The organism is Kribbella yunnanensis, from assembly GCF_039529655.1.
Classification (GTDB): Bacteria; Actinomycetota; Actinomycetes; order Propionibacteriales; family Kribbellaceae; genus Kribbella; species Kribbella yunnanensis.
Window position 1 is genome coordinate 640,066 of sequence record NZ_BAAANF010000002.1, and the last position, 18,181, is coordinate 658,246.

Genomic DNA, 18,181 nt, shown 5'->3' on the forward strand with positions numbered 1-18,181 from the left:
ACCCCCTCAACCCCCACGAATACCAATCCCACCTGAACGGAACCCGATGACCGAACCCCAGGGCCATCACAACTGAAGGCGGCCGGGGTTCGTGAGCGTGGAGTGTGCCGGTCAAACCCAAATGTGATGGCCCGCAGGTCCGCTCGTTGTGCCGTAATGCGACAGCGCCCGAAGTCTGTGGGGGACTTCGGGCGCTGCGGGGGAGGTCACTTCTTGGTGATCTCGAGGTACTGCTGCTTGGTGACGAGGCCGGCGACGGCGACGCGGAAGTAGTTCTTGCCGACGCGGGAGGACTTCACGTAGACCGAGTAGGTGCCCTTCGAGGTGACCTTGGTGGTCGCGGGGAAGTTGACCCACTTCTTGCCCTCGAGGCGCTGGACCTGGACGGTGGTGTTCTTGGCGATGCCGGTGGTCTTGCCGAAGTAGCGGACCTTGGAGCCGGCCGGCACGATCCAGTCGCTGGCGTCGATGGTGACGCTCTTCTTGACGGCGGCGGTGGAGGCGGCCACCGTGGTGCTCTTGGTCTCCGCGCTGGCGGACGTGGCGCCGACGATCCCGGCGATCGCACCGGCCGCAAGCCCAAGCCCGGCAGCGGTGGCGGTAACCCGGCGAACCAACTGAGAACGAACGCGCATGATAGTGATTTCCCCTCGTATGCAAGGGCTCCCAGTGAGCCCGCCGCCCATAGAGACGCCGCCACACACCATTTGGTTGGATCACAGCCGGATCACGAACTTCGTGCCTTTGGATGCCTTGGGCAACAGGAGGTGAAATGTGCATGAGAGGGATGCCCGGAGGGTGACTCGGATGCTTGTACGACGGACGATGGGTGCCTGATGCGATTCGAACTCGACCCGCCACGCGGTGTACCGCCTCTCGAAGTCGGCATGAGCCTGGCTGAGGCCAGGGAGGCCATGGGGTGCTGGGGTTCACCGGAGGAAGTACCGGGTGGACTGACGCCGGCGCTTCGGGTGCGAGATGCTCAGCTCGCCTTTGACGTTTTCGCGCACTTCGAGGACGGAGTGTCCGTGACCGCGGTAGAGCTCTGGAGACCGCTCGGGCCCGGAGCCGCTTCGGTTGTGTGGAACGGTGTCGACGTGTTCCAGACCGCTGCAGACGCGGTGCTGCAGAGACTTCGCGAATCTGGGGCAAACGTCGATGTGTCAGATCCTCGGAGCCCCTTCTGCCCGGAGGTAACTATCGGCTTCGACAGGTCGGGAGGACCACAGTTCGCCGGGCCTGACCTACCGCCGTGGTTCGAGTCGGTGCTCGTCGCCGCGCCGGGCTACTACTCGCTTGCGTGACGTGACTCGGTCAAGTTGAGCTAGGACGATCAGGATCGCTGCGGGCGATTGCTGCGGAGGTCAACGCGATCTGTGCGAGAACTGGAGCGCTGGTCGTGTGGAGTGATGCCGGGCCGTTCGGGGCCTAGGTGGGCCAGGGCGGCTGGCTGTGTTGGTACGTCGGATAGGGTGGGGCGGTTATGGCTGCCGCTAATTTGGTCAACTTGGAAGCTGTGTCTAAGGGCTTCGGGACTCGTGTGTTGCTGGACTCCGTGAGTCTGGGGGTGGGGCGGGGGGACCGGGTTGGGGTGGTTGGGCGCAACGGGGACGGGAAGTCGACGTTGTTGTCGGTGTTGGCGCGGCGTGAGGAGCCTGATAGCGGGCGGATTACGCATATGCGGGATCTGCGGTTGGGGTATCTGGGGCAGACGGATGAGCTGAACCCGGAGGAGACCGTGCTGCATGCGGTGCTGGGGGATGTGGAGACTTATACGTGGGCCGCGGATCCGCGGGCACGGTCGGTGATGGAGCACTTGCTGGGTGAAGTCGACCTTGAGGCGAAGGTGGGCACGCTCAGTGGTGGGGAGCGGCGGCGGGCTTCGTTGGCCAAGTTGCTGATGACTGAGGTCGACCTGCTGGTGCTGGATGAGCCGACGAACCACCTGGATATCGAGGCGGTCAACTGGCTGGCTCAGCATGTGGTGGATCGGGCCGGGGCGTTGATCGTGGTGACGCACGACCGGTGGTTCCTCGACGCGGTGTGTACCAACACGTGGGAGGTGCAGGGCGGCAACATCTCGTCGTACGACGGTGGGTACGCCGCCTATGTCCTCGCGAAGGCGGAACGCTCGAGGAGCGCCCAGGTCAGTGAGGTCAAGCGGCAGAATCTCCTGAAGAAGGAGCTGGCGTGGTTGCGGCGGGGTGCGCCGGCGCGGACGAGTAAGCCGAAGTTCCGGATCGATGCGGCGAACGCGCTGATCGAGAACGAGCCGGAGCCGCGGGACAAGCTGGCGTTGTCGAAGCTGGCGACGGCGCGGCTGGGTAAGGACGTGTTCGACGCGGAGGACGTGAGTCTGAAGTTCGGTGATCGGGTGATGCTCGATCACGTGACGTTCCGGCTGGGCCCGGCGGACCGGATCGGGTTGCTGGGGCCGAACGGGGCCGGCAAGACGACGTTCCTGAAGGTGCTGACAGGTCTGCTGCCGCCGGACCAGGGCAAGGTGAAGCAGGGGAAGACGGTTCGCGTCGCCAACCTGTCGCAGCATCTGGAGGAGGTCGACGGGACGGTGACCGTCCTCGACCACATCACTGCCATCAAACGTACGGCGGCGCTCGCGGGCGGCGGCGGTGAGATGACGAGCTCGCAATTGCTGGAGCGGTTCGGGTTCACGGGTGATCGGCTGACGACGCGGATCTCGGATCTGTCGGGTGGTGAGCGGCGGCGACTGCAGTTGCTGCGGATCCTGCTGGATGAGCCGAACGTTCTGATCCTCGACGAGCCGACCAACGATCTGGACGTCGAGACGCTCACCGTGCTGGAGGACTTCCTCGACAGCTGGCCGGGTGTCGTCGTCACCGTCACCCACGACCGGTACTTCCTGGAGCGGGTCAGCGACATGGTCTACGCGATCATGGGCGACGGCCGGGTTCGGCACCTGCCGCGCGGGGTCGACCAGTACATCGAGGACCTCGATGCCGGCGTCACCCGCCGTACCGATGCGAAACCGGTCGAGACCGTGGACGGTCCCAAGACCGCACAGCCGCAGCCGCCGGTGGATGCGGCCGTGGCGCGGGCGGCGAAGAAGGAGCTGAACCGGATCGAGCGGCAGATCGCGAAGATCACCGAGTCCGAGGCGAAGCTGCACGATCAGATCGCCGCGAACGCGAGCAACTACGAGCGCCTCGCCGAACTCGACACCGAGCTGCGCAAACTCGGCGACGAGCGTTCCGAGCTCGAAACGCTCTGGTTCGAAGCTGCCGAACGGGCCGAATAAACACCAGCAATAGAAAATAGCTGTCGCGCCCTCCGATCCCCTGTGATTCGGAGGGCGCGACAGCTTGGGTGAGCGGGCCCCGTGCCGATCGTCGTTGTCCGGGCCCCGAGCCCCGGACACCAGCGACCGCTTTCGGCGAACCACCTCTAGCCGCCGAAGTCACCGTTTGTTCTAACTTGCTGTAGTCAAATAACCACCGACAGTGAGGACCCTAGTGGCCTCGATCACTCTGTGTCGATAGACCTCCGCTACAGCAGTCTCTCGATCTCGTTGCAACTAGCAACGATTCGGGAGATGCGAAGTGACGGGGTGTGGTTTTGCAGAATGGCGGCATCATTCTGCGGAATGTGTATACAAAAAGTCAGTGCTTTTCCAGGTCGAACGGCCGCACGAGTTCGCGCAATACCTGCGCGATCCGGGTCTGGTCCCGCGCGCTGATCGACCCGAGCAACGTCCGCTCGTGCGCCAGCAAATCGGCCATGGCCGCATCTACCGCATCACGCCCGGCGTCTGTCAGCTGAACCAGTACGCCGCGCCGGTCGCCCGGATCCGGAAGCCGCTCGACCAAACCGCGTGCGGTCAGTCGATCAACCCGGTTCGTCATCGTCCCCGAGGTCACCAGGGTTTCCTTCAGCAGCTTCCCGGGAGACAGTTGGTACGGCGATCCCGCCCGCCGCAAGGCCGCCAGTACGTCGAACTCCCATGACTCGAGCCCGTGGGTCTCGAAGGCCTGGCTGCGGGCCCGGTCCAGGTGCCGCGCGAGCCGGCTGACCCGCGACAGGACCTCCATCGGGGTCACGTCGAGGTCCGGCCGCTCCCGGCGCCAGGCCTCCAGCAGCCGGTCGACCTCGTCTTCCATACCCGTGAGCGTACGCCATCAAGACTCTTGACATCAAGAGATCTCCGATGCCTAATATATCTCGACATCAAGATAAACCCCGAAAGACTGAGAGGTGCGACGATGCGCACGTCACCCGTCTGGAGCCCCGAGCAGTACGGCACGTACGCCGACGAGCGCGGCCGCCCGTTCGCCGACCTGGTCCGCCGAATCCACGCCGACGACGTCCGCACGGTCGTCGACCTCGGCTGCGGTCCCGGTGGGCTCACCGCGACCTTGCGCGAGTCGTGGCCGGAGGCAACGATCGTCGGGGTCGACAGTTCGCCGCAGATGATCGCGGCCGCGCAGGAGTTCGCCGATGACCACCTGAGTTTCGAGCTCGGCGACGTACATGACTGGTCGGCGCCCGAAGGCAGCCTCGACGTGATCGTCACGAACGCGACCCTGCAGTGGATCCCCGATCAGCTCGACCTGCTGCCCGGCTTCGTCAAAGCGCTCCGCCCCGGCGGTTGGCTCGCGATCCAGATCCCCGGCAACGGCAACGCGCCCTCACACGCGATCCTCCGCGAACTCGCCGCCAAGGACCCGTACGCCGAATTCGCGCGCGACCGCTCGTTGCGCCCCGAGGTCCCCGGCCCGGGCGACTATGTCGACGTACTGAGTGCCGAGGGTTGTGTCGTGGACGCGTGGGAGACGACGTATTTCCACCTTCTCCAAGGGGACAACGCCGTACTGGAGTGGGTGAAGGGGACTGGTGCTCGCCCGGTGCTGCAGTCGCTGCCGGATGAGCTGCGCCAGGAGTTTGAGGCCGAGTACGGCGCTCGGCTGGCCGGGGCCTATCCGCAGCGCGACTACGGCACGCTGCTTCCCTTCCGCCGGATTTTCGCAGTAGGGCAAAAGCGATGAGGCTCGACCACGTGCAGGTCTCCTGCCCGCCCGGCGGCGAAGATGTCGCCCGCGCGTTCTACCGCGACGCCCTCGGGATGACCGAGCTCGAGAAGCCCGAGCTGCTCAAACCGCGCGGCGGCTGCTGGTTCCGTGCGGGTGATGCCGAGATCCACGTCGGCGTCGAACAGGACTTCCGCCCAGCCAGGAAAGCTCATCCGGCCCTCGCAACAGCTGACCTCGACGCACTCGCCGCCCAGCTCGAAAGCCGCGGGTATCCAGTTGCCTGGGACAACGAAACGATCCCGGGCCGCAGGCGTTTTCACACCGCCGACGGCCACGGGAACCGGATCGAGATCGTCTGACACACAGCGGCTCGCCCAGCCCCCTCAAGCCGGGCGAGCCGCTAGCTCGGCGTCACTCCGTCGCGAGCGCACCAGCCGGTGCGACCTTGGCGGCGCGGCGAGCGGGCAGTACCGAGGCGAGCAGACCGGCGACCGCGGCGATCGCCGCAATCGCGACCAGCAGTCCGACCGGCACGGCGTACTGGACCTTGCCGTCGATCGTTTGACCGCCCATCAGTGCACTCGTCCCAGTCCAGCCGTAGGCCAACCCGAGCGCGATTCCGAGGCCGGCGGCAACCAATGCCATCAGCAACGATTCGATGGCGAGCATGCTGCGCAGCTGGCGCCGGGTCAGACCCATTGCCCTCAGCAACGCATTCTCCCGGGTCCGCTCCAGTACCGACAGGCTGAGCGTGTTGCCCACGCCAACCAGTGCGATCAGGACCGAGACCCCGAGCAGACCGATGCCGACGGCAAGCAGTACATCGAAGATCTTCGTGTACGACGACCGCTTGGCCAGGCCGCCGCTGACATCGAGCTCCTTCACCGACGGCAGTGACTGGCTCACCTCCTCGATGACCTTCGAGCCATCGGCCTTCGGATCCGAGGCCAGCCAGTACCCGGCGATCGGCGCGGTCGGCGCCAGCTTGGCGAGATCCGTTGAAGTCACGTTGAACGGATCCAGGCCGAGTCCGAGCTGCAGTGTCACTGTCAGCTTGTTCTTGCCGGAGACGATCGTGACCTTCGAACCCTCCTTCAGTTGCAGCCGATGAAGCGTGCTGTAGTCGACCAACGCCGTACCGGACTTGAGCTTGTCGACGAGCGCGGGGTTGTGGATGACCGTGCCGGCCGTGGCCTGGTCGATGCCCGTGACCGAGTACTCCTCGCCCTTGGACTTCACGACCATCTTGTGGACCGGGACGACCTGGGTGATGCCCTTGATCGCCTTCAACTGCTCGGCGGCACTGGCCGGCATCTTCTCGTTGTAGGTCATCACCGTCAGGTCGACCGGGTACTGCCCGTCCATCGACACGTCGAACGTCTTGCGGACCGAGGCGATGCCGACACAGGTCAGGCTGATCAGCGTCACGCCGATCAGGAGCGCCGCGGTGGTGGCCGCCGTACGCTTCGGGTTCCGTACTGCGTTCGCGACCGCGATGCGGGACGGAACGCCGGCCCGTGCCGGCAGGGCGCCGAGCACCTTGATCAGCGCCGGCACCAGGAGCGTGCCGATCGCCAGCACCCCGAGGAACGAGATCACGCCACCGGCGACGCCGACGATCACCTGGTGCTCGGTTGCCGCCAGCCCCAGCAGCGCACCGCCACCGGCGAGGAGCAAGAAGCCGAGGACCAGCCGGAACACGCCCCGCTTCGAAGCGGCCGCCGGTGCGACGTCAGGCCGCAGCGCAGCCAGCGGAGCAACCTTGGTGGCCCGACGAGCCGGTACGACGGCTGCCGCGATCGTGGCGATCGTGCCGAGCAGCAGCGGCAGGAAGATCGACAGCAGGTCGAGGTGCAGCGAGACCGGCGGCATCCCCCAGTCGAATTCGCGGGACAGCGCCAGCGCCAGCGCGGACAGTGCGACCCCGAAGACCACACCGATCGCGGAGGCGATCACGCCGACCACGGTCGCCTCGGCGAGTACCGAGGAGAACACCTGGCGGCGGGACGCGCCGACACAGCGCAGCAGTGCCATCTCGCGGGTCCGCTGGGCGATCACGATGGTGAAGGTGTTGCCGATCACCAGGCAGGCGACGAAGAGCGCGATCACGGCGAACATGCCGAACACGCCACCCAGGACGTCGATTCCGTTGGTGTAGTTCTTGACCTCGTGCTCGATCCAGCCCTTGCCGGTGAAGGCCTGGACACCGTTCGGCAGCACGGCCTGCACGGAGTCGGCCAGCGCCTGCGGATCAGTACCGGGCTTACCGGCGATCTTGACGCCCTGGATGTAGCCGTCCGGCTCGAAGATCTTCACCATGGCCGGCGTGGCGACGGCCGCGCCCTGGCCGAAGGCGCTCTTGTCGTCGATCAGGCCGACGATCTTCACGGTCCAGGACTTGTTGTTATACGACGTGATCCGCAGCGACTGGCCCAGTGTCAGATGGTGCTTGGCCGCGAGCCTGTTCGGCAGCGCGATCTCATTCGTTGCGGTCGGCAACTTCCCGGACGTCGTACCGGGGGAGGAGATCTGGGTGGTGGGGTGCAGAGCGTCGATCGGCAGCGAGACCGGCCGGACCAGGCCCGGGAAGCTGGCCTCCATGTAGGCGGTCGCCGTCGGGACCACCTCCGCGACCTGCGGCAGCGCCTTCACCTTGGCGACGGTCGCCGGGGTGATCGACTCGCGATCGGGGTACACGTACGCGTCGACACCCTTGTACTGCGCGCCGACCGTCTCGTCGATGCCGTGTGATGCAGAGCTGTGTGCAGTCAGCGCCAGGGTGCCGAAGCCGACCCCCAGCACGATCGCCAGGCAGGCGGCGACCAAGCGGCCCATGTGGGCGCGCAACGAAGAAAGGAGCGAACGTCGCACGTCAGGCCCCCAGCTGGCGCAGCGCGTCGAGAACGGTCTCCGGCTTCGGGTCGTACAGCTCGCCGGCCAGCTTGCCGTCGGCGAGCATCACCACGCGGTCGGCGTACGACGCCGCCAGCGGGTCGTGGGTCACCATCACCACGGTCTGCCCGAACTCACGGACACTGCGGCGCAGGAAGCCGAGGACCTCGGCGCCCGAGCGCGAGTCCAGGTTGCCGGTCGGCTCGTCGGCGAAGACGACCTCCGGCCGCCCGACCAGCGCACGCGCCACGGCGACGCGCTGCTGCTGGCCGCCGGACAGCTCCGACGGGCGGTGCGTGAGGCGGTCCTCCAGACCCAGTACGTCGACCAGCGTGGCCAGCCACTGCTGGTCGGGCTTGCGGCTGCCGAGCTCGAGCGGGAGCAGGATGTTGTCCTTGGCGGACAGCATCGGCAGCAGGTTGAAGGACTGGAAGACGAAGCCGATCCGGTCCCGGCGGATCTTGGTCAGCGCGGCGTCCGGGAGCTGGGTCAGCTCGGTCTCGCCGAGCAGGACCTGGCCGCTGGTCGGCGTGTCCAGCCCGGCCAGGCAGTGCATCAGCGTCGACTTGCCGGACCCGGACGGGCCCATGATCGCGGTGAAGTTGCCGACCGCGAAGTCGACCGAGACGCCGTCCAGCGCGGCCACGGCAGTGTCACCCTGTCCGTACACCTTGCGCAGCTCGTGCGCGCGGATCGCCGTACGCGGCATCCCGTCCTGCGGCAGCCGCCCTGCCGCAAGCTCACCGGTCTGCAAACTCATGTCACTCCCTGGTTCCACGACAGGCCCGCCCTGTCATGCTCACCAAGTTAGTGAGAACGGCATCCCGGTACGTCGGACCACGGACCGTATTCCGTGTAGTACCTGGGTATGAGAGGGGGTCTGGGGACTCCACGCCTACTGCGCAGCACTCGGCACGGCACCTCGCCGCACTGGTGCAAAGGCCACGATGGAAAAACATCGAGGCCTCCGCCCCAGCACGCCGAGCTACCGCACCGAGCACTTGCTCGCTACGGCGTGCAGTCCCCAGACCCCCTCTTACTTGGTCGGCCGGACCAGCCCGGTCTCGTACCCGAGGACGACGAGCGCGACCCGGTCGCGCAGTCCGGTCTTGGCCAGGATGCGGCCGATATGCGTCTTCACCGTTGCCTCGGACAACGTGAACAGCTTGGCGATCTCGGTGTTCGACAGGCCGCGTGCCACCTCGACCAGCACCTCGCGCTCGCGGGCGGTCAACTCGGCCAGGTCCGGTCGCTCGACCCCTTGGTCCGGCAGGGCTCCGGCGAAATGCTCGAGCAGGCGCTTCGTCGTACTGGGGGAGACGACGGCGTCGCCGGAATGCACCTGGCGGATGGCCGACAGCAGGTCGGCCGGCGGGGTGTTCTTGAGCAGGAAGCCGGCCGCACCGGCCTTGATCGCGGCGAACGCGTACTCGTCCAGGTCGAAGGTGGTCAGCACGATCACCTTGGGGGCCTGCGGCAACGACTGCAGCCGGTTCGTGGCCTCCACCCCGTCGAGCCGCGGCATCCGAACATCCATCAGTACGACGTCGCACGCGGTCACGGAGATCTTCTCGACCGCCTCACCGCCGTCGCCGGCCTGCCCGACCACCCGCATGTCCGGCTGGGAGTCCACGAGCATCGTGAAGCCGGCCCGGACCAGCTCCTGGTCGTCCACCAGGAAAACCCGGATTACGTCTTCATTCACTGCTGGCCTCCGTTGGGCAGGTGATACGGCAGCTTGGCGATCACCTCGTAACCGCCGCCCGCCTTCGGTCCGGCGTTCACCGTACCGCCCGAGACCGATGCGCGTTGATGCATCCCCACCAGGCCGTGACCTGGTTCGGTGCTCGGGGCAACGCCACCGCCGCGGCCGTCATCGGTGACCACCACGGTCAGCATCTCGCGCCCGAAGTCCAAGGTGACGGACGTGTGCGCTCCCGGCCCGGCGTGTTTCAGCGTGTTGGTCAGACCCTCCTGCACGATCCGGTACGCCGTCAGTCCGAGCAGCGCGGGCAGATCCCGCGGCGCGCCGGTGACCTGGTAGTCGACCGAGAGGCCGGCGTCCCGGACGTTGTCGATCAGTTCGGGGAGGCTGGAGACGCCTGGCTGGGGGCGCGGCTGGTTCGGATCGAGCTCGCGCTGCTCCTCCTGTTTGAGCAGGCCGAGCATCTTGCGCATCTCGGTCAGGCTGGCGCGGCCGGTATCGCCGATCGTGGCCAGCGCCTTCTTCGCCGCCTCGGGCGACTGGTCGGCGGCGTACAGACCGCCGTCGGCCTGGACGATCATGATCGACAGACCGTGCGCGACCACGTCGTGGATCTCGCGGGCGATCCGAGTCCGCTCGGCCGAGACCGCGAGCTTCGACTCGCGGTCGCGATCACGCTCGGCCTGGACAGCGCGCTCCTCGAGTTGGACGACGTACAGGGCTCTGGTGCGACGGCGTTCGCCGAACGCCCAGACGCCGAAGACGAGCGCGCCGAGGGCGACCATCATGGTCACCTGCTGGCGCCAGTCGGAATTCGACCAGTAGCGGGAGGTCGCCATCAGCACGCCGAGACCGCCGACGCCGAGCGCGATCCGGCTGAGGCGGACGTCGCCGTACACGGAGATCGCGTAGAGGGCGACGATCAGGCCGACGTTGCCGGGCTGCAGGTCGACACCGCCCAGCCACTGCAGGACGGCGACTGACGAGACCGCGAAGAAGACGAGTTCGGGGTGGGTGCGGCGCCAGATCAGCGGACCGAGCATCGCGAGGCCGAGGAGCCCGCCCCACCGCGCCTGCGCGAGCCCGAGGAAGCCGGCCGACACGACGAGGGCGCCCGCGAACAGCAGATCGAACGCCTTGCTGCGCGCAGGCAGCGGCCGCGCGGTCAGTAACCCCGTCATCCGGCCAGCGTACGGGTGAGCGCCCCGCCCGCGAGTCATGCCACGGTCGGATGTCGCCGTACGACCAGCGCCCTAACGACAGGACGTAGGCATCTACGCATACCGCTCCACACGCCTGGGTCTGGCGCGGATCGGCCGTCAGTGGACGTATACGTCCTGTCCTTCGGAGGATTTATTTGTGCGGCCGGGTCGATAGAACCGGTTTGGGTTCTAGCCCGGAGAGGCCGTTCCAGGCGAGGTTGACGAGGTGGGCGGCGACGTCCTGTTTGCGCGGGCGGCGAGCGTCGAGCCACCACTGCCCGGTGAGCGCGACCATGCCGACCAGCATCTGGGCGTACATCGGGGCGTTCTTCGGGTCCAGACCGCGGCGCTTGAAGTTCTCGGCCAGGATGTGCTCGACCCGGGTACCGACATCGCTCAGGATCGAGATGAACGATCCCGTCGAGGAGCCGACCGGCGAGTCCCGGACCAGGATCCGGAAGCCGTCGGAGTTGTTCTCGATGTAGTCCAGCAGCGCGAGCGCCGCCTGCTCGACCAGTTCGTGCGCCCGGCCCGCGGTCAGCGACTGGGTGACACCGTCGAGCAGCGCGCGAACCTCGCGGTCCACGATCACGGCGTACAGGCCTTCCTTGCCGCCGAAGTGCTCGTACACGACCGGTTTGGAGACCTCGGACCGGGCCGCGATCTCCTCCACCGAGGTGGCGTCGTAGCCGCGCTGCGCGAACAGGCCGCGGGCGACCGTGATCAGTTGCTCGCGACGCTCGGCACTGGTCATCCGGATCCGCCCGGAGCGGCGCGGTTTGGGTTCCGTCACGTCGAGATCACGTCAACATCATGCCGCATTTCGGGTGTTGCCGGTGGGAGTTTTACGGTCAGGCCGCCTTCAGAGTACGGCGCGCGTCGTCCACGCGCCGGGCTTCCAGCCGTTCCTTGACCGGCCAGCGGACGTCGCTCACCCAGCCCATCTTCTCGAAGAACCAGATGGTCCGGGCGGAGGTGTCGAGCTGACCCTTCAGTACGCCGTGCCGCGCACAGGTCGGGTCCGAGTGGTGCAGGTTGTGCCACGACTCGCCCTGGCTCAGGATCGCCAGCCACCACACGTTGCCCGACTTGTCCCGGCTCTTGAACGGCCGGTCGCCGATCGTGTGACAGATCGAGTTGATCGACCACGTCACGTGATGCAGCAGCGCGATCCGGACGAGGCTGGCCCAGAAGAATGCGGTGAACGCGCCCTCCCACGACCACGACCACAACCCGCCGATCACAGCCGGCAGCAGCAACGAAACCGTCACCAGCACCGGGAACATCCGCGACACCCGGACGATGTCCTTGTCCTTCAGCAGATCCGGCGCGTACTGCCGCTGCGGAGTCTGCTCGGTGTCGAACAACCAGCCCACATGCGCGTGGAAGAACCCCTTCGTCAGCGCCCCCAACGTGTTCCCGTACTTCCACGGGCTGTGCGGATCGCCGTCACGGTCGGAGAACTTGTGATGCTTACGGTGATCAGCCACCCACCGAACCACCGGCCCCTCGATCGCCAGCGAACCAGCGATCGCCAACGCATACTTCATCGGCCGGTTCGGCTTGAACGACTTGTGCGTGAACAACCGGTGGAAACCGATCGAGATCCCGTGCCCCGACACCGTGTAGAACGCCACCGCGAGCACGATGTCCCGCCACCCCAGGAACCCGCCCCAAGCAATCGGCACCGCAGCCAGCACAGCCAGGAACGGAATCCCGATGAACAACGCCAGCGCGACCTGCTCCCACACCTGCTTCTGCTCACCCCCGAGCGTCCCCGTATCGACGTCGAGCACGTCGTCCTGCACAACGCGGTCCGGAGCCTCCGGCGCGGCAACGGCGGGTGGAGTCATCGCTGTCTTCCCTCGGTCGGCGGACACCTTACCTACGCAACCGTAACCTACGGACCCGTAGGTAAGGAACCCCTCAGCTTGTCACCGACCCCACTCATGGCACACTGTCTCGGCAACCACGATCCCCCGTGGGGTAATCGGCAGCCCGCGAGACTTTGAATCTCGAAGACCTGGATCGAAACCAGGCGGGGGAGCGACAAGAACCCCCAGGTCAGAGCGTTTCTGACTTGGGGGTTCACTCGTCTCCGGGTCGTTTTGCTAACGCTTTTGCTAACAGGGCCTTACTCAGTCGCCTTGCTCTCACTCTCGGTAGCCCTTTCCTCGGGCTTCCCGTCGACAGCGTCGGCGAAGGTGTTAGCAGCCTCGTCGGCGTGCTGGCGAATGACGTGGGCGTAGACCCGGAGCGTGATGGCGGGGTCGGCGTGGCCGAGGCGCTCCGCCACGACGTGAACCGGTACCCCAGCGATCAGGAGCAACGTCGCGTGGACGTGTCGCAAGTCGTGCAGCCGAGCCGGTGGCAGGGGATGAGCTGGACGGGGAAGCTTCTGTCGTGGCGTCTTCCGGGTGCCCGGAATGGCCGGTTCGTTGAACTGCCGAATTAGCACCGAGATCAGGTTGGTAACGGTGTCGGGTGGAACCGGCCGACCCAGACCGGTGGTGAAGACGTAGTCCTCGCCGAGCCAGGCATCTCCGGCTGTCATCTGCTCCACGGCCTGTCGGGCCTGGTGCTCGCGGAGGATCGTCAACGTTCGCTTGTCCAGAGGGACAGTCCGTTCACGGCCGCTCTTGGGAGTGCCTTCAAGTCGCTTCCCGCCGACCATGCCCGCCGTACCTTGGATTCGGATCGCTCCCTTCTCGAAGTCCACGTTTGCCCAGCGCAGGAACAACAGTTCGCCTCGGCGAGCGCCGGAGTAGGCCGACAGCCGGAAGAACGCGAACAGGCGGTGCGACTCTGCGTGCTGGAGGAACATGCGCAGCTCCTCGGCCGACCAGACCGTCCCAAGCGGCTTGGCCTCACGTCGCGGACGCTTGGCTGTCTTGCAGGGGTTCGACGGGATCAGTCGATCAGCGTGGACGGCGTCGTTCAGCGCCTTCCGGAGAATCGCGTTGATGTACTCGATACTCCGGCTGGACACGCCGGTTCCGTGACGGCCGCCCTTGGTCGACAGGTCCTTGTACAGCTTGGTCAGCGTTGCCGAACTGACAGCCTGCAACCGCATGGAGCCGATCTTCGGGTACACGTGTCGGGCCAGCCACTCGCGATACCCGGCCAGCGTGCTCGGCTTGATCTCCATCTCGTGGCCGTCGAGCCAGCCCTCCACGTACTGCTTCAGCGTGATCTTGCTCTTGTCGATGAACTCACCCCGGCGAGCAGCAACCCGGGCCTCATCCCGAGCTTCCTTGGCGTCGTCCTCGCGCTCGAATCCGCCGACCCACTTGGGCTTGCTCTTCCCGGTGGCGGCGTCCTTGACGCGGATGACGTAGTACCACTTCTTCCCGCGCTTGATCAGACCGTCGTTCAGCTCGGTCATCAGGCCACCTCATCGAGGTCCGCGACGAAGTCGAGCAGGTCGGACGAGCGGACCAGGCGCGAGTTGTCGATCTTGACCGACCGCAGCGCGCCGGACTGGATGAGCTGGTACACCTTCGCGCGGCTCACGGCGAGCGCTTCGGCGACCTCGGGGACGCGGTACAACAGCTTGTGCTCCATGGTGATCCCTCGATTCAGGCCGCAGGCGCGGCGGTCGTGGCAGTTGCCGAACGGGTGTCGTCGGGTGGTGCGTTGGGTCGTTGTTTGGCTTGCTCGTAGGCGGTTTGCCAGCGGATGCGTTCGTTGATTCCTCGGGTCATGACGCCGTGCCAGGTGGGCAGGTCGGTGTCTTTGGCGCGGTCGACGGGTTCCCAGATGAAGCGCGGTCGGCCGTCCTCGAGTTCGGCTGTGGCGGCGTAGCGGTCGGTGTCGGGCATGTCGACGCCAGCAGCGGCGAGGGTCTGCCGGACGACCTCGGCCCGGTCGGCGCGGTGCTCTGCGAGGGTCTTGCCGGTCCACTGACGCGAGACCAGGACACGGCGGCCACCAAGACCTAGGTGGTGCCTGTCGTGGGCTTTGGAGGGGCACCAGCCGGGGCGCATGCCCCCTTCTGCGTCCTTGGGCTGGACGCCGTACCGAAGCCAGTTCGAGCAGCCTGGAGAGCAGGGCAGCCAGCGGACCTCGCGGTGCAGCCGGTCAAGGTGGATCGCCTGCCGGGTGGTGATCTCGTCGTCATCGCCGTAGGTGTCGGCGATCGACTTGGACAGGTACTTGGTCAGGTAGCCGACCGCCTTGCCGACCTTGTCGTCGGCCGAGGCGATGATGCCTTGATAGTCGACCTGGCTACCGAGCTTGACCACGTGCGCCGGGGTCGCCGCCGGGTCCTCGCCGATCGCGTCTAGGGCCTGATCCCAGGTCGGGAGAAATCGGCCGGCCTGGTCGACGTATCGGCCGGCCAGGTCATCCCACCGAGGCACGTCCTCGCCGACGTAGACAGGTTCCGTGCACTGCGGCCACCAGAGCTGGTGGTAGGTCGCGGCGGCAACGTCCTTGACGGTCTGGCGAGGGATGACGCCCCGGACAGCGGCGTGCAGGTGCGGCGCGAGACGGCGTTGTGCCTCGACGGTGGCGAAGTACTGGACCTTGTACCCGGCGCAGCGGCGCAGGTTCTGCCAGAACCGGTCAACGATCTTGGGGAAGTGCAGCGCGTCCATCGCGGCGCGGTGGTAGTCGTACGTGCCGGGGTTGATCGGTGTGCCGTCTGAGCCCACGCGGCCATACGACGGCAGCGTCAGCGTGAGGAACATCGACGGCCGGTAGGTCTTGCCATCAGGGGTCGTGAACGCCGTACCCACAGTGCGGTTGTCCATCGGGACCTTGGGCAGGTCGGGAGCGTCCTGGCGGCGACGAGTCGACCGGGTACGGCGAGCCGATTCGGTGTCGTCGGCCTGGTCCTCGTCGCCGTTTTCGGACAGCTCCGCGGAGAGGTCGTCGGCCTGGTCGTCGGCGGGGATTTCGTCGTCACGGTGCCAGCCCTCGCGGCACTGCTGCATGCGGAGCTTACGGGCGCGATCGGCGCACACCGGGCACTGACGGGCCTGCGTGGACCCGCACGGGATCGGGACAACGAGCTGTTCACCGGTCGCGGTGTCGGTCAGCCGGGACAGGATCGGGCGGACACAGACACCGTTGCGGACGGCAAGTTCGTGCAGGACATCGGGGGCGACTTGGCCCAGCGTCGACATCATTGGGGACCATCTCCTCGGCGTGACTGGTCTCGTTCACCGGCCCAAGGGATCCGCGCCGTGAGGTAGACGCGGACACCCCTCGAACCACGGTTGGGGTAGAGGCGGCCGGAGCCGGTGAAGTCGAAGATCACGCCCAGGACCTTGAGCATGACCTCGATCTCCTCGGGGTCGCCGGAGACGCGGAGGCGGACTGTCATCGGAGTGCCTGCCACTCGGCGAAGGCCTGTCCGAAGATGTCCGCTGCGCAGGTCTCGCACCACCGCAGGAGCGGGCGGCTGTTCACGGTGACGAGGGCGTGCGGTTCGCCGGACAGGATCAGGCCCCGGCACGATCCGGCCTGCGGGTCGGCTGCGAATCGCGTGCACACGAACGGGCCCAGGGCCACGAGGATGAACTCGTGTCGGGCGTACAGAACGATTCCGTCGCTGATGTGGAACGTGAACCCGGTCATCAGGCGGCCCGCCACAGCAGTTCGGGCAGCAAGGTCGTGCGATCGAGGGCATCCGGGACGGTGGTGCCGTCTGACAGGTCCCAGGTGAGGACGTGACGCTGTACCTCGGTCGTGCCACCCCATACGCCGTACTCCTCACCGGCCGACAGCGCGTAGGCCAGGCACGAGCGGCGGACCGGGCAGAAGCCGCAACGATCGAGGGCAGCGGCCTTGCCGGTGGTGTCGGCGTCCTCGGGGAACCACGCGTCGTTGCCGGTCGAGCGGCAGTCACCCATGCCTTCCCAGCCGGGTACGACGTGCGCGGCCAGCTCGGCGCGTAGCTCGTTGCTCAGCTCGGGTGGGGTGAAGACGAGTTCGAGCTGTCCAGCGGTCTCGCGTCGCTTCATGCTGCTTCTCCGGTCTCGCTCGTGGTGGTCTCGTTGAGGTCGACCGAGTGCAGCCGATGAACCGGCCCGTATTGGGCGGCCATGGCCTTGATCTCGTCGTCGGTGACGTAGGCAGCGCGGACCCGGGTCGAGTGGCTTTGGCCTTCGAGCCGGACGTAGCCGATACCGGGGGTGTCTCGCGAGATCGAGTCGCACAGTGCGCCGTTGTCCCAGGCGTCATCACCCAGCACCATGTCGACCTCAGAAGCCTTGGCCAGCCGGAGCGCGATCTTGTCGGGGAACAGGTCGCGCCACTCACACACCCGCTTGGTCACGTCCTGCGCGGCGGCCATGACGTGGAAACCGGGAGCGCGGCCCTTGGTGAGCAGCAGACCGAGCGCGTTCTCTGCGCGGCCCTGCAACCGGCGATCTGGCTGCAACGCGGTCAGGGTCGCGAGCTCGTCCACGATGACCATCACCAGCGGTGTCGCTGTGGTCGGCTTGAAAGTCCGAGTCGTGCCGCGCAGACGCTTGCACCGGGCATCCATCTCTTCGGCGGCCTCTTCGAGCAGCTCAACCATCGACTCGTAGTCGTCGCGCTCGTAGCGGGTGAACAGCTCCTTGCCGAACTCCAGCTCCATCCCGCCCTTGGGATCGATTGCCCAGACCTGCACGAGCCCTGCCCGGATGAACGGTGCCAGCGCCCGCAGAGCTGACCAGATGATCGAGCCCTTACCGGAGCCGGTCGCACCCGCGATGAAGACGTGAGAGCCCCGGATCCGCAGCCGCCAGGGAGTGCCGTCGTCGGCGTGCCCGATGACGATCCCATCGAGCTGCGCCAGGTCGAGCGAGGTCGGGATCGGGACAGCAGGGATCGTTGCCCGCAAGGGGTTTCGCATCTCAAGGTCAAGCCAAACCCGGCCGGGACGAGCCTTGCGGAGCCGGGCGTCAACGGCGCCCATCGACTCGGCGAGATTGGTTCGCTTGCCCTCAAGGTCCTTGATCGTCATGCCGACCGGGAGCTGAAGGAGCAGCCGGTCAACGCTCGGCGTGCAACGAACCTTGACGATCCGGGGACGCATCGTGCGACCCGTGGCCTCGTCGGTGATGCCGAGCGACAGGCGCCCCATCCAGAACCGCCAGGCCATCCCGTAGCGGACCCAGCGGCGGAACCACTGCACGGCCGGACGGCGAACGAACCGGTTGAACGAGGACCGGTGACGCCACCACCACGCTGCACCGCCACCGAGGACCAGGACCGCGACCAGGGTCCGGGTCGTCCAGCCCCACCGGGCCACCTGCACCGCGACGAACGCGACGACCAGGAGGGGACCGGTGAGGCCAGGACGGCGCAGCAGCGCATAGACCACGATTGCCAGCGCTCTAACCAGCCGCCAGACCACTTGAGCCAGCTTGGTAACCATCCGC

At 66.7% G+C, this 18,181-nt stretch carries 19 protein-coding genes; 4 read left to right on the top strand and 15 right to left on the bottom strand.

Annotated features, from left to right (window positions below; translation table 11 throughout):
• Positions 1-206 precede the first annotated feature (206 nt).
• Positions 207-635 (bottom strand): hypothetical protein, encoded by a 429-nt coding sequence (locus ABD231_RS04545; protein WP_344145443.1) that lies wholly within the window; start codon positions 633-635, stop codon positions 207-209.
• Between the two features lie 201 nt (positions 636-836).
• Here ABD231_RS04545 and ABD231_RS04550 point away from each other — a divergent pair, with 201 nt between their 5' ends.
• Both ABD231_RS04550 and ABD231_RS04555 read left to right on the top strand, forming a co-directional pair.
• Positions 837-1,304 carry a hypothetical protein gene (locus ABD231_RS04550; RefSeq protein WP_344145444.1) on the top strand — a complete coding sequence of 156 codons (468 nt, stop codon included), beginning with the start codon at positions 837-839 and terminating at the stop codon, positions 1,302-1,304.
• A 179-nt stretch (positions 1,305-1,483) separates the two neighbouring features.
• The gene (locus tag ABD231_RS04555) at positions 1,484-3,277 is read left to right on the top strand and encodes an ABC-F family ATP-binding cassette domain-containing protein (RefSeq protein WP_344145446.1); all 1,794 of its coding nucleotides are present in this window, start codon (positions 1,484-1,486) and stop codon (positions 3,275-3,277) included.
• Between the two features lie 361 nt (positions 3,278-3,638).
• On the opposite strand, the gene ABD231_RS04560 is transcribed toward ABD231_RS04555, so the two are convergent.
• On the bottom strand, positions 3,639-4,136 hold the full coding sequence (locus ABD231_RS04560; RefSeq protein WP_344145447.1) for a MarR family winged helix-turn-helix transcriptional regulator: 498 nt from the start codon (positions 4,134-4,136) through the stop codon (positions 3,639-3,641).
• 102 nt (positions 4,137-4,238) lie between these two features.
• Here ABD231_RS04560 and ABD231_RS04565 point away from each other — a divergent pair, with 102 nt between their 5' ends.
• Positions 4,239-5,021 (top strand): methyltransferase domain-containing protein, encoded by a 783-nt coding sequence (locus ABD231_RS04565; protein ID WP_344145449.1) that lies wholly within the window; start codon positions 4,239-4,241, stop codon positions 5,019-5,021.
• A complete protein-coding gene (locus ABD231_RS04570) occupies positions 5,018-5,365 on the top strand; it encodes a VOC family protein (RefSeq protein ID WP_344145451.1) in 348 nt (115 codons plus the stop codon). The genes ABD231_RS04565 and ABD231_RS04570 overlap by 4 nt, the downstream gene beginning before the upstream one ends.
• Before the next feature lie 52 nt (positions 5,366-5,417).
• On the opposite strand, the gene ABD231_RS04575 is transcribed toward ABD231_RS04570, so the two are convergent.
• From ABD231_RS04575 to ABD231_RS04635, 13 genes are all read right to left on the bottom strand, one after another.
• A complete protein-coding gene (locus ABD231_RS04575; protein WP_344145452.1) occupies positions 5,418-7,877 on the bottom strand; it encodes an ABC transporter permease in 2,460 nt (819 codons plus the stop codon).
• 1 nt (position 7,878) lies between these two features.
• Positions 7,879-8,607 carry an ABC transporter ATP-binding protein gene (locus ABD231_RS04580; protein WP_380154832.1) on the bottom strand — a complete coding sequence of 243 codons (729 nt, stop codon included), beginning with the start codon at positions 8,605-8,607 and terminating at the stop codon, positions 7,879-7,881.
• Between the two features lie 327 nt (positions 8,608-8,934).
• Positions 8,935-9,603: a response regulator transcription factor gene (locus ABD231_RS04585; RefSeq protein ID WP_344145456.1), complete on the bottom strand. Its 669-nt coding sequence runs from the start codon at positions 9,601-9,603 to the stop codon at positions 8,935-8,937.
• Positions 9,600-10,784, bottom strand: a complete 1,185-nt coding sequence (locus ABD231_RS04590) for a sensor histidine kinase (protein WP_344145458.1) — start codon at positions 10,782-10,784, stop codon at positions 9,600-9,602. The genes ABD231_RS04585 and ABD231_RS04590 overlap by 4 nt, the downstream gene beginning before the upstream one ends.
• A 172-nt stretch (positions 10,785-10,956) precedes the next feature.
• Positions 10,957-11,598, bottom strand: coding sequence for a TetR/AcrR family transcriptional regulator (locus ABD231_RS04595; protein ID WP_344145460.1), 642 nt, complete (start codon positions 11,596-11,598; stop codon positions 10,957-10,959).
• 58 nt (positions 11,599-11,656) lie between these two features.
• Positions 11,657-12,658, bottom strand: a complete 1,002-nt coding sequence (locus ABD231_RS04600; protein WP_344145462.1) for an acyl-CoA desaturase — start codon at positions 12,656-12,658, stop codon at positions 11,657-11,659.
• Positions 12,659-12,939: 281 nt separating this feature from the next.
• Complete coding sequence (locus tag ABD231_RS04605) at positions 12,940-14,190, bottom strand: tyrosine-type recombinase/integrase (RefSeq protein ID WP_344145464.1); 1,251 nt, start codon at positions 14,188-14,190, stop codon at positions 12,940-12,942.
• Positions 14,190-14,369 carry a helix-turn-helix domain-containing protein gene (locus ABD231_RS04610; protein ID WP_344145466.1) on the bottom strand — a complete coding sequence of 60 codons (180 nt, stop codon included), beginning with the start codon at positions 14,367-14,369 and terminating at the stop codon, positions 14,190-14,192. Before ABD231_RS04610 ends, ABD231_RS04605 begins: the two co-directional genes overlap by 1 nt.
• A 14-nt stretch (positions 14,370-14,383) precedes the next feature.
• Positions 14,384-15,937: a replication initiator gene (locus ABD231_RS04615; protein ID WP_344145468.1), complete on the bottom strand. Its 1,554-nt coding sequence runs from the start codon at positions 15,935-15,937 to the stop codon at positions 14,384-14,386.
• Positions 15,934-16,134 carry a hypothetical protein gene (locus ABD231_RS04620; protein WP_344145470.1) on the bottom strand — a complete coding sequence of 67 codons (201 nt, stop codon included), beginning with the start codon at positions 16,132-16,134 and terminating at the stop codon, positions 15,934-15,936. Before ABD231_RS04620 ends, ABD231_RS04615 begins: the two co-directional genes overlap by 4 nt.
• Positions 16,131-16,388, bottom strand: a complete 258-nt coding sequence (locus tag ABD231_RS04625) for a hypothetical protein (protein WP_344145472.1) — start codon at positions 16,386-16,388, stop codon at positions 16,131-16,133. Before ABD231_RS04625 ends, ABD231_RS04620 begins: the two co-directional genes overlap by 4 nt.
• Positions 16,388-16,774 carry a WhiB family transcriptional regulator gene (locus tag ABD231_RS04630; protein ID WP_344145474.1) on the bottom strand — a complete coding sequence of 129 codons (387 nt, stop codon included), beginning with the start codon at positions 16,772-16,774 and terminating at the stop codon, positions 16,388-16,390. Before ABD231_RS04630 ends, ABD231_RS04625 begins: the two co-directional genes overlap by 1 nt.
• Positions 16,771-18,177, bottom strand: a complete 1,407-nt coding sequence (locus ABD231_RS04635) for an FtsK/SpoIIIE domain-containing protein (protein WP_344145476.1) — start codon at positions 18,175-18,177, stop codon at positions 16,771-16,773. The genes ABD231_RS04630 and ABD231_RS04635 overlap by 4 nt, the downstream gene beginning before the upstream one ends.
• Between the last annotated feature and the right edge of the window lie 4 nt (positions 18,178-18,181).